Below are 12,650 nucleotides of genomic sequence, written 5' to 3'. Positions count from 1 at the left end.
TATTGATTAAATCAAGATGCGAAGGTATAACTATTTTCCAAAAAAACGACAAATGCCTCCCTCATTTTATCTGAATAACTTGAAAAAAAGAGAAACATGATATATTTCGTCCGTTTTTTTATTGGATTTGTTTTTTTAATGTGTAGTTTTGCCTACTGATTTCGTGAAATGATGATAAATTGATACGAAGAATAATAATAAACTTTAGTTAAATAAACAAGTATGAGAACATTTAATTTATTGGTTCTGGCTATTTTAGGCTTATTCATTACAGCATGTGATGATGATGATCATTTAGGAGACTGGTCAAAGGCAACTCAATTCAGTGGTGCTCCCCGTCAGTCTTCAGTTTGTTTTGAATATGGAGAAGGCGAAAATAAAGTAGTATTCGTTGGGTTGGGGTATGGAGCGCGAGGTGAAGAATTCAGCGATATGTATGTTTTTGAAAATAGGTCTTGGAAAGAAGTGGTTTTCCCAGAAGGAAAAGGATTTCCGGCAGATGAAAACCCGGGACCTGATGATACAAATCCAGACAAAACGTATAAGAATGGTAATGGTCGTCATTCTGCTGTTGCTTTCGTGATTGGAAAATACGCTTACGTGGGAACTGGATATGTAAGTACATATACGGGTGCAACAACTTCTCCTGAAAGTAGAGTTAGAACGTATTTTAAAGATTTCTATCGTTTTAACATGGAAACTCGTGAATGGGATTCTAAAGAGGATTTTTACACTGAGTTGCCAGTGGGTGCGTTAGGACGTCGTGATGCCGTGGCGTTTAGTGATGGCACTTACGGGTACGTGGGAACAGGAGCCGGTGAAAATGACCGTGTGTTCAAGGATTTTTATCGTTTTGACCCGAATGGAAATGGAGGAAAAGGCGAGTGGACTGAAATTGATTTCATCGGTGAAGCTCGTTATGGCGGTACGGCTTTCGTGATTAACGATGCCGCTTATGTTTGTTTAGGTGCATCTACCATGGGAGCCGGTAGCGGGGGAATGGTGTATGATGTTTCTAAATTTGATTTTAAAACAAAGAGTTGGAGTCCGATGCAGGCTTTGACGGATAAACCGGGAGTTAAACAAGATAAGGATTATCCTCGTATTCCTCGTAGATACGCTGTATCTTTTATTTCAGATAAAGGTTCTAATGGAAAAGCTTATGCTTATATAGCAACAGGAATTGGAAGTAATTCAAACACGGTTTGGAGATATAACCATGAAAAGGATCAATGGCATCAGATGGAAAGTCTTCCTTCTACATATTATGCAACGGTTGTAGGTGCAGTTGGTTTTACAGTTGATGGTTATGGCTTTTTCTCCTTAGGTGCTGCTACTATTGATGCCAATAGTGGGTTTATGGCTGATACTTGGAGATTTATTCCGGATGTGAAAGAAGATCGTGCAAATGATTATGCTGTGGATAACAACTTCTAATGTAGAATATTTTTTACAAGGTTAATAGAGGGTGTACTTAATACACCCTCTATTTTTTTGAGTAATGTTATGACAAAGTTGTTTGGTTAAAGCATTTTATCATGAATTTTTGGAAACAGAAAGGGTGTGTGGATATTTTTCTTGTCAACAAAGCATATGTTAAAACAGAAAAGCCGTACTGAAGCCGTGGTAAATTCGGTGTAATAATCTCTCCCGTTCGTTTGTGTCTTGTTCCCACTCTTATGTTGCTATAATCTTTTATATGCCAACATAACAGGGGAAATGGAGCGAGAACGGAAAAGGAGGATTATTAGGGATAATCTTCTCCGGTTTTACAGTGGATTTTCTGTATATTCAGGAGCATTCAATCCTAATCCTATCCTAATAATACTTCATGTCGCTTACTGGTTACTTTATTTACTGTTTCATCCCCAGTCGAGAAGGGTGACGCAAGGGATGTACTAGCGGGTGGTAAGTGCCGAGAGGTATTATTGGGGTAGGAGTACCTTAGGTTATTGCCGGATAAACGGATGTGTTGTGTTTGAACAAAAATGCCGGAATAGAAAAGTAGAATGACTCAACAGATAAGTTCTCCTGTTCATTTATTTCCCGTTTTTATTTCGTTGTTGCCTCAATGTTTACTGTCGCAACATCGGGGCAACAACGAAACAAGAACGAGAGAAGGACTCGTTCGGTTTATTTATCCATTTTTATTGGTGAGGTATTTATTAGATACATGTGCTAGTAAGAATTTTTATTATCTTTATGCCCCAAATATTGATATTATTCCGGATGAAGAAGTTTAGTATTATTATATTTTTCTGTTTGGCGACCTTGGGAGTGTCGGCACAGTGGAACACGGCGAATATGTTGCGCGCGGGGAAGAGTGCGATCATGTTTGATGATTACGTGAGTGCGATAGAGAATTTCAACAATATCCTTCGGGTGAAGCCTCGTTTATCGGAACCGTATTTTTTCCGGGGATTGGCGAAGCTGAACTTGGACGATTTCGAGGGTGCGATACGGGATTACACGGAGGCGATAGAGTTGAACCCGAATTATTTCCATGCTTACATGTACCGGGGTATCGCTTACCACAACATGAAGCGGTACGAGGATGCCATGAATGATTACAACACGGCTATCTCGATTAACCCGGGAGAGGCATACGTTTATGCCAACCGGGCGATAACGGAGGCGGATATGGGTGACTACAAGAGCGCGGAGAAAGATTATTCGAAGGCGTTGATTATAGATAAAGAGTTGTTGCCGGCTTACCTGAATCGCGCGATTATGCGGGAGAAGCTGGACGATTGGGAGGGAGCTATCGAGGATTGCAATATGGCGATCAAATTGAATATGTTCTCGGATGATGCTTACGGGTTGCGGGGCTACTTGCATTTTAAAGAGAAAAAGTATCATGATGCTATCGAGGATTATAATAAGGCGTTGAAGATTAACCCGCAGAACAAGCGTATATTAATGAGCCGCGCCATCACGTGGTACGAGATGAAAAAATTCCCGGAGGCGATGGAAGATTATACTGCCGTGTTGAAGGTGGATAGCACCTATGCTTACGCTTATTACAACCGGGCATTGTTGAGAGCGGAGATCGGGGAGACGAATAAGGCTATTGATGATCTCGATCAAGTGTTGGAGATGAACCCGGATAATATATTGATTTATTTTAACCGGGGATTGTTGAAAATGGAGATTCGGGATTATACCGGAGCTTACAATGACTTCTCTGAAAGTATCTCGCTGTATCCTGATTTCGTGAAAGCTTATCTGGCAAGAGCCGCGGTGAGCGGTGAGATGGACGATTTCGCTTCAGCCCGACAGGACAGGTATAAAGCGGAGGAGATCATGGATCGCTACAAGAGGATGCAAGAGGGGGATAAAAACGCGTTGGTTGATACGACGGAAAATTTCCGGCGGTTGATAGATATAAACTCCCGGGATGATCGGATGAAGGACGTGATCAACGGGCGTATACAGGATAGAAACGTGATTATCGAGTTACAGGATATGTTTGTCGTGCAATATTTGGCTTTAGATACCTTGCGCAAAGGGAAAGTGCAGTATTTCGACAAGCGGATTATGAAGTTTAACCAAGAGCATAATTATAACCCGGCGTTGACGATATCCAACAAACGCTTCGATTACCCGAGGGAATTCGAGGATGAGTATATTGAAACGTTATCTTCCAAGATTCGGAAGAACAGAAGTGACGTGGACGCGTTGCTGTTGAGAGGTTCGTTGTACTTGAACCGCGGGGATTACACGAAGGCCATAGAGGATTTCAAGACGGTAGTGGAACGTGACCCGAAACATTTGTTCGCTTTAATGAATTTGGCTAGTGCACGGGCGAAAATGTACGATTATATCGAGTCGATTGAAGAAAAGACTTCTCGTGTGGTGGGTGAGGAAGAGAAAGTGAAACGCGTGGTGGATTATTCACTCGTGCTGGAAGGTAATAATAAGTGTCTGGAGATTGATCCGGATTTCGCTTTTGCCATGTTCAATATTGCTAACGTGTATGCCAAGAGCGGGAAGATAAAAGAGGCTATCGATATGTACACGAAAGTCTTGGAACTGGATAAAGATATTGCCGAAGCTTATTTTAACCGCGGGTTATTGCATATCTATCAAGGAGATAAAAGTGCTGCCAACGTGGATTTGAGTAAGGCGGGCGAACTTGGGCTGACGGATGCTTACAGTATTATCAAACGTTATTGTTCCGTGGAGGAGTAATAACGTTTGATAAGTTGCAGGTTGAATTTGCCTGCGACAAGTTGCAGGTTACAGGTTATTTTTGTTAATCACCGAATCCTTCAATCTAAAATCGTAAATCTAAAATCTAAAATCGTTTAATTCTCCACTCTTTCGGGTAATAGTTGTTCAGGCGATTGCCGGCTTCTTTTACCCAGCCGAGTGCGATGCCTTGGTACATGATTAAAACCCACGCTCCTCTTGGGGCATCGAAACGAATGTCTTCCTTGCGTAAGTATTGGAGGGCGGTGGGGAGGTCTACTTCTTGGCGGGTGATGTGCTGTATCTGAAGATTGTGGAGCATAGCCAACGAATGTGCCGGGCGTGTTGTGCCTTTGACGGATTCGCCTATCTCGCAACCTTTGTAGATAACGCCCGCTTTGGATTCCAGATATTGGATGAATTCCGCGTGACGGGCGGGGATAATGCCGAGCGTGCTTCCTGCCAGATAGGGCGTGTGGTTCGCGATATCCGGTAAAAGCGGCAAGATGTCGGTCGGGAGTTTGGGCGTCTGGTTTTGAGAACTCCGTTTTTCCTTTTTCAAGGTAAACGGTTGTCCGTCTTTTTTTCGGATAACACCCATGAATAAACCTTCTCCGGCAGATTTATGGGGATAGAAATGATAGCCGTGAACGGATGTCGGGGTGGGGATTATTCCCGGGTAGTCGTGTTGGACTTCGACGGATTCGGCCTCGAAATTGTCGAGTACCCATGAAAGCATGTCTTCGTTTTCGCCGGGATTGTAGGTACAGGTGCTGTACACCAGATAACCTTCGGGTGCAAGGGCATCCCATATGTCCGCTATAATCCGTTTTTGTCGTTCTTCACACAGGCGCAGGTTGTTTTCGCTCCATTCCTCGATGGCTTTTTCATCTTTCCTGAACATGCCTTCGCCGGAGCAGGGGGCATCTACCAGAATGATGTCGAACGCTCCTTTCATCCCCGAGAAACGAGCGGGGTCACTGTTCGTGACCACGATATTATCGAATCCCCATTTTATAATGTTTTCTTTTAATATGGAGGCTCTTGATTTGATTACCTCGTTGGAAACCAGCAGGGAGCCTGTCGGGAGATTGGCTGCCAACAGTGTTGATTTTCCCCCGGGAGCGGCACATAGATCCAGTACCCGGAGGGGCTTATCCACGGCGATTTGCCGAAACACGAACTGTAGAAACATGGAAGAGGCTTCCTGCACGTAATAGACACCGCCATGCAAATAAGGATCAAGCGTGTAGACCGGACGTTCTCTCAAATAGTAGGCATCGGAACACCACGGTACTTGCCCGTCAATTAATTCGGGGAAAGGAAGGGGTGTTACTGTCTTCGCTGGGTTTACCCGGATTGTTGCCGGAGAGGGGGAGTTTAACGCTTCAAAAAAAACTTCCGACTCGTTCCCCATGATTCGGTTCATGCGCTCGATAAATGCTGGTGGTAATGAAATCATAAACATTTTGGATTATGGCGACAAATTTAATGATTTATTTGTTGATATGTTTTAACTTTGCCGGGAAGAGTTTAGTTATTGTAGATATAAAGATTTTATATACTTCGTTCGGGATAAGAAGAAGGGGAGAAGGAGGCGAGGAATGCGAGTAGGCTGAATTTGAAAATTAAAATTAGAAGACAGTGGAGATTTACGAGAATTTTAATTTAAGGGAATATAATACATTTCATATAGATGCGGCGTGTAAGTATTTCGTGAGATGCGAGAAGGAAGAGGATTTGCTGGAGTTTGTCGGCTCTTACGAGTTGAAGCCCGAGGAAGTGTTGATTTTGGGAGGCGGGAGTAATTTTCTTTTCACGGAAGACTTTGATGGGGTTGTTTTTTACCCGATGATGCAGGGGTACGAGATTGTGGAGGAAAATGAACACGACGTTCTCGTGCGCGTGGGGAGTGGTGTCATTTGGGACGATTTCGTGGCTTGGGCGGTAGAACACGGCTACGGGGGAATAGAGAATCTTTCCTTGATTCCCGGGCATGTCGGGGCTACTCCGGTACAGAATATCGGGGCTTACGGGGTGGAAGCGGGAGAGTGCATCGCGATGGTGGAGGCGGTGGATATCGTGAAGGCCGAGAAAGTGAAGTTCGACGCTGCCGAGTGTCGGTTCGGTTACCGGGATTCGATATTTAAACACGAGTGGAAGAACCGCCACGTGGTGACTTACGTGACATTTCGACTGACGAGGCAACCTGTTTTCCGGTTGCAGTATGGAAGTGTGCGGGATGAAGTAACCCGCGCGGGAGAAGTTACGTTAAAGGCAGTACGGGAGGCAATTATACGGATACGGGAGGCAAAGTTGCCTGATGTGAACGTGTTACCGAATGCCGGAAGTTTTTTTAAAAATCCGGTAGTTGAACGAAAAGCGGCAGATGCCCTATTGGCGGAGAACCCGGGGATGCCGATTTATCCGGTGGATGATGAGCATGTGAAATTAGCCGCGGGATGGTTGATAGAGATATCCGGATGGAAGGGGAAAGGCATCGGGAATGCCGCCGTACATGACAGGCAGGCTCTTGTGCTAGTGAATAAAGGAGGGGCAAGTGGCATAGAAATTGCTCACTTGGCTAACGAAATAAAGAAATCCGTGTTTCTCAAATTCGGAGTTTGGTTGGAGCCGGAAGTCTATGTTATTTAGTGATTTATGATTTACGATTTTTGATTTGAAAAAAAATTAAATCAGTGAGCGTTAGCCTTGTGTGGCAGGAATCTAAAATCTAAAATTTAAAATCTAAAATTAAAATGGTGAAGTATTCGGAAGAAATAAAGATTCGGGGGCATTACACGGATTTGCAAGGACGTTTGATAGTGAAGTCGCTTTGCGATTTGTTTAATGATGTGGCGAACGGGCAGACTTTGTTATTGGGGTTTGATGTGCCCACGTTGAATACCCAAGGATTGACATGGATGCTGCATAAGTTGCGTATTATCGTGAACCGAATGCCGGAGCAGGAGGAAATCGTGACGTTGGAAACGTGGCCTTCCGGTATTGACCGTTTGTTTGCCCTTCGCGATTTCAGCATGTTCTCGGGAAAAGGAGATCTCTTGATTCGTGCGACTTCGGAATGGATGGTGATAGATATCAATCGTCGTCGTCCGGTACGATTGCCCGCGTGTGTCACCGAGAATGCCGCTTCCTGCGTGGATGTCGTTCGGGAAATTCCTTTTGAGTTGGATACTAAAAATATGCCGGAGGAATACGAAAATTCCCGTTGCTTCACGGCGACATACGATAATATTGATTTTAACAAACATGTGACACAAGCAACGTACGTGCGTTGGGTAACGAATTCGTTATCTTACGTGTTTTTGAAAGAGCATGGATTAAGGGAGTTGGAGATTGTTTACGAGCACGAGGTGCTGCCGGATAGCAGAGTCAACGCGGAAAACCACGTGACTGAAGATGATGGAAAAGTGAAGGTTTATCATCGGGTGAGAAATGAAGCAGGCGATAAGACTCATTGCTTTGCCGTTAGCACGTGGGAAAAAAATCTTGATTAAAAAATTGCCGAGTTTTTTCTTTGTAAGGATAAAATGTGTATATTTGCACCGTCAAAAGAAAAATGCCCAGGTGGTGAAATTGGTATACACGCTACTTTGAGGTGGTAGTGGCCGTTCGGCTGTGCAAGTTCGAGTCTTGTTCTGGGCACCATGAAAGGAAACCGATATGGGAGTATCGGTTTCCTTTTTTTAATATAAAGCGTTATGAAAGAGCAGATAATAGAACTATTCGAGCGTTACAAGGGAGGAGCTGATTATCACGTGGAAGCGCTTCCGCTTTCAGGTTCCAGTAGAAAATACTATCGGATTCAAGATAGCGAGGGAAGTTACGTGGGGGTATATCACGAAAACTTGCGGGAGAATAAGTTGTTTATAGACTTCACGCGTCATTTTAAAACGAAAGATTTGCATGTCCCGGAAGTTTATCGGGTGTCGGATGACGGGAAGGTTTACTTGCAACAGGATTTGGGACGTGACATGTTACTGGATGTCGTGGAGCGGGAACGGGAAGGCGAGATGTTGAACGAACACGCGATGAACCTGTACCGGAAAGCGTTGGACGAGTTGTTGCGGTTTCAGCTGTTCGGACACGAGGGGTTGGATTACACGGGTTGTTTGCCTCGCCCTGTTTTTGATGAACGTTGCATCCGTTGGGACTTGAATTACTTTAAATATTGTTTTTTGCGTTTGGCGGGAGTCGAGGCGGACGAGGATAAATTGGAAGATGATTTTGAACTTCTGACAAAAACATTATTGGTCGCAGACACTGGACACTTTATGTTTCGGGATTTTCAATCCAGAAATATCATGGTGCTTCGGGATGAGGTGTATTTTATCGACTATCAAGGTGGTCGGCAAGGAGCGCTGCACTATGATGTTGCCTCGTTGCTTTATGATGCCGTGGTGAAAATGCCGGAAAGGCAGAAAGAAGAATTATTGGATTATTATATAGGGAATCTGGAGGTATTCGATAAAGATACAAGATTTCGTGATTTGTATTATCATTTCGTTTTAATTCGTTTGTTACAAGCGATGGGAGCGTTCGGTTTACGGGGCTTGCACGAGGGGAAACGGCATTTTGTCGATTCCATTATTCCGGGATTGCAAGGAATTAGCCGTTTGTTCGAGAGTGGAAAGTTGGGTGAGGATTATCCCGAGATTCGGCGAGTTATAGGAATGGCTTTTGAAAAATACTTTGTACCTTCGCGTGTTGAAATAAATGAATAACTATTAAATATAAAACAGATATGAGTACTGTTGCAGAACAAGTAGCGTCACATTTGCTACAAATCAAAGCGATAAAATTAGAGCCTAATCATCCTTTCACTTGGGCATCCGGCTGGAAATCACCGATCTATTGTGATAATCGTAAGACTTTGTCTTACCCGGAGGTGCGGACTTACATTCGGGATCAGTTCGTGGAATTAATTCGCGCGAAATACCCGCAAGTCGAATTGATTGCCGGGGTGGCTACCGGGGCGATTGCACAGGGTGCGTTGGTGGCTCAAGAAATGGGATTGCCGTTCGTGTATATACGTTCTGCGGCGAAAAGTCATGGATTGGAAAATTTGATAGAAGGAGAGTATAAGGCCGGACAAAAAGTGGTCGTTGTCGAGGATTTGGTTTCAACCGGAGGTTCCAGTCTGCAAGCCGTGGAAGCGTTGCGGAATGCCGGTTGTGAAGTGTTGGGTATGGTGGCTATCTTTACTTACGGGTTCCAGAAAGCGATAGATAATTTTGCTAACGCTCATTGCGAGTTGGACACGTTGAGTAATTACAATGCCATGATCGATTTGGCACAGAAGAGCGGGTACGTGAAAGCGGAAGAAGTGGCAAAATTGAAGGAGTGGAGAGTTAGTCCGGAAACTTACAAATAATTTCGTGTATTTTAAATATTGAGTATATGGCTACACGAGTTGTTAGTGAGGTTCAAAAAATAAACAGTGCCATAGATGACGTGTATGCGTTTCTTTCCAATTTTGCCAAGTTCGGTTCAATGTTCGAAATGGCCGCCAAGATGGGTGCGGGGCAGCAACAGGGAATGCCGGAGATAGCCAGCAAGATAAAGGACGTGAGAACGACGGAAGATACTTGCACGTTTATGGTGGAAGGTCTTGGTGAAATGGGATTGCAGATCGTGGAGAGAGAGGAGTCGAAATTGATCAAGATCAAAGGAGATGGCAGAGTGCCTTTTGACTTCGACCTGTGGATTCAATTGTTGAGTAACGGTCCTTACGATACACGTATGAAAATTACTTTTGAGGCAGAGTTGAATATGATGTTCAAGATGCTTTTGAAAGGTAAACTGGAAAAAGGTATCCAGCAGTTGGCGGAAGGCCTTGCAAAGATCCCTTACGGGTATATGAAATAAAGAAAAAGCTCTTCGATAACCGAAGAGCTTTTTTATTTATTTTGCTAAATCGTCAAAATCAATGTCATCAAATTCGTTTACCTCAACTTCTTCACTGATCTCCATTGTTTCTCCGTTAAGTGCTGCTTTGATATAAGCGACAGCTTCATCCAACCCTTCCGCGAATTTATCAAAGTCTTCCTTGTATAAAAAGATCTTGTGCTTTTCGTAATTTTGAGAACCGTCTTTATCAAATTTTTTCTTGCTCTCGGTAATCGTCAGATAGTAATCGTTATTACGAGTAGCTTTCACGTCAAAAAAATAAGTCCTTTTTCCCGCTCTCACCGGTTTTGAATAGATCTCGTCCCGATCATTCATTTCCATACCTTCATTCTTTTCGTAACCTTCCATGTTAAATTAAAATTTTAATTAGACTTTGCGCACCAAAAGTAGAAAAAATAAACCAACAACATCGTTTTTTGGAACTTTTTTTTACCTCTGTCTATCAATATCTTAGTTGTGTGAAAACGTTTGAGATTACACGTGTATGTTCTTTTGCTATATAAAATATTGATATATAACATATTATTGTGTATTTTAAAGGGAGCGTTTTACCGGAACGAAATAGAAATTATTGTACGGAAAGAATAAAAGCGTATCTTTGTAGTGTATAATTGTAAATATCAAGTAAACAATGGAAACAGTAGTAAGTGGAATCAGACCCACGGGTAATTTGCATCTGGGGAACTATTTTGGAGCGATGAAGAATTTTCTGAAAATGCAGGATGAGTACAAATGCTTCTTTTTTATTGCAGATTGGCACTCGTTGACGACACACCCTCACCCGGGGAACGTGGTGGAGAACGTGCGGAAGATTCTGGCAGAGTATCTGGCTTGCGGTTTGGATCCGGAAAAAGCTACCATTTACGTGCAAAGTGATATAAAAGAGATTTTGGAGTTATATCTCTTTTTAAATATGAATGCTTATCTCGGGGAGTTGGAACGTACTACCACGTTTAAGGAAAAAGCGCGCAAACAGCCGGATAACGTTAATGCCGGTTTGCTGACTTATCCTACTTTGATGGCTGCAGACATTATTATACACAAGGCACACAAAGTGCCGGTGGGTAAAGATCAGGAGCAAAACATGGAGATGGCGAGGAAATTCGCTCGTCGTTTCAACACGATATATGGGTATGAATTATTCCCGGAGCCGGCTTCATTCTCTTACACCGGGGAAGGAATAAAGATCCCGGGACTGGATGGTTCGGGGAAGATGGGAAAATCAGAGGGGAACGCGATTTATCTTATCGACGATGCCGCGACAATTCGCAAGAAAGTGATGAAAGCCGTTACCGATAGCGGACCCACGGAGCCGAATAGCGAGAAACCTGAAGTCATTCGCAATCTGTTCACGTTGTTGGAAATCATGTCCGCGAAAGACGTGTATGATTATTTTGACGAGAAATATAATAATTGCGAGATCCGTTATGGTGATTTGAAAAAGCAATTAGCGGAAGATATCGTTAATTTCTGTACCCCGATCAGGGAGCGGATTCTGGAATATGCCGCCAACACGGATTACTTGGATAAAGTAGCTGCCGATGGAGCCGAAAAAGCCCGTGCCAGTGCTTCTGCTACCATGAAAGAAGTGCGTAAACTTATCGGTTTTCGCTAGTAAATGACTAAAATTGAAAATTGAAGTGCATGTCATTTCCAATTTTCAATTTTCAATTTTCAATTGTATGTATGAGTATATAAAAGGGATTCTGGTTGAAGTAACTCCGGCGTGTGCTATCGTGGATTGCGGGGGAATAGGGTATTCTATTCATGTTTCGGTGAACACGTATTCGAAAATTGCCGCACAGTCGGAAGTGATGCTTTATATTCATCAGATTGTACGTGAAGACGCACATTTATTATATGGTTTCTTCTCGAAAGAAGAGAGAACGCTGTTCCGGGCTTTGATTTCCGTGTCCGGTATTGGAGCGAACACGGCAAACGTGATGTTGAGTTCTATGACGGTCGAGGAAATTACCGGGGCAATTCTCACGGAAAATGTGAACGCGATCAAGAGCGTGAAGGGAATAGGTATCAAGACTGCCCAGCGCGTGATTATTGAATTGAAAGATAAACTCGGAAAAGAGGGCGTTGCTGTCGAGAGTATTAATTTACCTTCAAGTGCCGTTAGGGAGGAAGCTCAAGCAGCGTTAGTGATGTTGGGTTTTGCTCGGGCACAGGTGGCTAAAACATTAGATAAAATTTTGGCTACTAATAGAGTGGAATCCGTGGAAGAGTTAATAAAATTGGCACTTAAGCATTTGTAATTAGGTCTCCCTCTCCCTTGCCCAACCTTTCCCTATGGTTGGGCTATACCATGAACGTAGCATAAACGTAGCATGTTCGTGGCATGAACGCATGTAAGCGTTTTTGATTCGATGGAGGAGAGTCTTTGCACGCTTGTTACCCTAGAGCAACGATAGACATCCCCCGGGGTGTTGTCGGGTTTGATGTTTCCAACGTGCTGCAATCTAGTCTGTTGTAAAAAACTTAAAAAATAGTGGTCAGAAAATTTGGAAAAAGGGAATTTC

Annotated in this window: 12 protein-coding genes and 1 tRNA gene; 11 read left to right on the top strand and 2 right to left on the bottom strand. The window is 43.4% G+C overall.

All coding sequences use genetic code 11. The features are described from left to right. The first annotated feature begins 222 nt into the window (after positions 1-222). Both Q5866_RS20140 and Q5866_RS20135 read left to right on the top strand, forming a co-directional pair. Complete coding sequence (locus Q5866_RS20140; RefSeq protein ID WP_303182127.1) at positions 223-1,437, top strand: hypothetical protein; 1,215 nt, start codon at positions 223-225, stop codon at positions 1,435-1,437. Positions 1,438-2,229: 792 nt separating this feature from the next. After that, positions 2,230-4,191 (top strand): tetratricopeptide repeat protein, encoded by a 1,962-nt coding sequence (locus Q5866_RS20135; protein ID WP_255301826.1) that lies wholly within the window; start codon positions 2,230-2,232, stop codon positions 4,189-4,191. A gap of 106 nt (positions 4,192-4,297) precedes the next feature. Here the strand turns inward: Q5866_RS20135 and Q5866_RS20130 are convergent, their stop codons facing one another. Then, complete coding sequence (locus Q5866_RS20130) at positions 4,298-5,653, bottom strand: RNA methyltransferase (protein WP_303182125.1); 1,356 nt, start codon at positions 5,651-5,653, stop codon at positions 4,298-4,300. Between the two features lie 14 nt (positions 5,654-5,667). On the opposite strand from Q5866_RS20130, the gene Q5866_RS20125 reads away from it, so the two are divergent. The 7 genes from Q5866_RS20125 to Q5866_RS20095 all read left to right on the top strand — a co-directional run bounded on the left by Q5866_RS20125 (position 5,668) and on the right by Q5866_RS20095 (position 10,080). Further along, positions 5,668-5,805, top strand: a complete 138-nt coding sequence (locus Q5866_RS20125; RefSeq protein WP_176554862.1) for a hypothetical protein — start codon at positions 5,668-5,670, stop codon at positions 5,803-5,805. Between the two features lie 30 nt (positions 5,806-5,835). Beyond that, positions 5,836-6,846, top strand: a complete 1,011-nt coding sequence (murB, locus tag Q5866_RS20120; protein ID WP_303182123.1) for a UDP-N-acetylmuramate dehydrogenase — start codon at positions 5,836-5,838, stop codon at positions 6,844-6,846. 104 nt (positions 6,847-6,950) lie between these two features. Next, entirely contained in the window at positions 6,951-7,709 is a 759-nt protein-coding gene (locus tag Q5866_RS20115; RefSeq protein ID WP_303182121.1) for an acyl-[acyl-carrier-protein] thioesterase, read from the top strand. Between the two features lie 64 nt (positions 7,710-7,773). Further along, positions 7,774-7,860: transfer RNA gene (locus Q5866_RS20110), tRNA-Leu, on the top strand. 53 nt (positions 7,861-7,913) lie between these two features. Continuing rightward, on the top strand, positions 7,914-8,936 hold the full coding sequence (locus Q5866_RS20105) for an aminoglycoside phosphotransferase family protein (RefSeq protein ID WP_303182120.1): 1,023 nt from the start codon (positions 7,914-7,916) through the stop codon (positions 8,934-8,936). A 20-nt stretch (positions 8,937-8,956) separates the two neighbouring features. Next, positions 8,957-9,586, top strand: a complete 630-nt coding sequence (gene pyrE, locus Q5866_RS20100) for an orotate phosphoribosyltransferase (RefSeq protein ID WP_099290028.1) — start codon at positions 8,957-8,959, stop codon at positions 9,584-9,586. 26 nt (positions 9,587-9,612) lie between these two features. Next, positions 9,613-10,080, top strand: a complete 468-nt coding sequence (locus Q5866_RS20095) for a hypothetical protein (protein ID WP_303182118.1) — start codon at positions 9,613-9,615, stop codon at positions 10,078-10,080. A gap of 36 nt (positions 10,081-10,116) precedes the next feature. Here the strand turns inward: Q5866_RS20095 and Q5866_RS20090 are convergent, their stop codons facing one another. Next, complete coding sequence (locus Q5866_RS20090) at positions 10,117-10,470, bottom strand: DUF3276 family protein (RefSeq protein ID WP_099290030.1); 354 nt, start codon at positions 10,468-10,470, stop codon at positions 10,117-10,119. A gap of 283 nt (positions 10,471-10,753) precedes the next feature. Between Q5866_RS20090 and trpS the strand changes: the two genes are divergently transcribed. Both trpS and ruvA read left to right on the top strand, forming a co-directional pair. Then, positions 10,754-11,737 (top strand): tryptophan--tRNA ligase, encoded by a 984-nt coding sequence (gene trpS, locus Q5866_RS20085; RefSeq protein WP_099290031.1) that lies wholly within the window; start codon positions 10,754-10,756, stop codon positions 11,735-11,737. 67 nt (positions 11,738-11,804) lie between these two features. Further along, on the top strand, positions 11,805-12,386 hold the full coding sequence (gene ruvA, locus Q5866_RS20080) for a Holliday junction branch migration protein RuvA (protein ID WP_099290032.1): 582 nt from the start codon (positions 11,805-11,807) through the stop codon (positions 12,384-12,386). Positions 12,387-12,650: the final 264 nt, after the last annotated feature.

The organism is uncultured Butyricimonas sp. (assembly GCF_959596855.1).
In the GTDB taxonomy this organism is placed as follows: domain Bacteria; phylum Bacteroidota; class Bacteroidia; order Bacteroidales; family Marinifilaceae; genus Butyricimonas; species Butyricimonas muris.
Note: the sequence above shows the minus strand (reverse complement) of the source record. Positions and strands in the feature narration are given on the sequence as shown.

Bases quoted from the DNA above. Each gene is read 5' to 3' on its own strand.
- Q5866_RS20140 (WP_303182127.1), top strand. From the start codon at position 223: ATGAGAACATTTAATTTATTGGTTCTGGCTATTTTAGGCTTATTCATT.
- Q5866_RS20135 (WP_255301826.1), top strand. From the start codon at position 2,230: ATGAAGAAGTTTAGTATTATTATATTTTTCTGTTTGGCGACCTTGGGA.
- Q5866_RS20130 (WP_303182125.1), bottom strand. From the start codon at position 5,653: ATGATTTCATTACCACCAGCATTTATCGAGCGCATGAACCGAATCATG.
- Q5866_RS20125 (WP_176554862.1), top strand. From the start codon at position 5,668: ATGGCGACAAATTTAATGATTTATTTGTTGATATGTTTTAACTTTGCC.
- Q5866_RS20115 (WP_303182121.1), top strand. From the start codon at position 6,951: ATGGTGAAGTATTCGGAAGAAATAAAGATTCGGGGGCATTACACGGAT.
- Q5866_RS20105 (WP_303182120.1), top strand. From the start codon at position 7,914: ATGAAAGAGCAGATAATAGAACTATTCGAGCGTTACAAGGGAGGAGCT.
- pyrE (WP_099290028.1), top strand. From the start codon at position 8,957: ATGAGTACTGTTGCAGAACAAGTAGCGTCACATTTGCTACAAATCAAA.
- Q5866_RS20095 (WP_303182118.1), top strand. From the start codon at position 9,613: ATGGCTACACGAGTTGTTAGTGAGGTTCAAAAAATAAACAGTGCCATA.
- Q5866_RS20090 (WP_099290030.1), bottom strand. From the start codon at position 10,470: ATGGAAGGTTACGAAAAGAATGAAGGTATGGAAATGAATGATCGGGAC.
- trpS (WP_099290031.1), top strand. From the start codon at position 10,754: ATGGAAACAGTAGTAAGTGGAATCAGACCCACGGGTAATTTGCATCTG.
- ruvA (WP_099290032.1), top strand. From the start codon at position 11,805: ATGTATGAGTATATAAAAGGGATTCTGGTTGAAGTAACTCCGGCGTGT.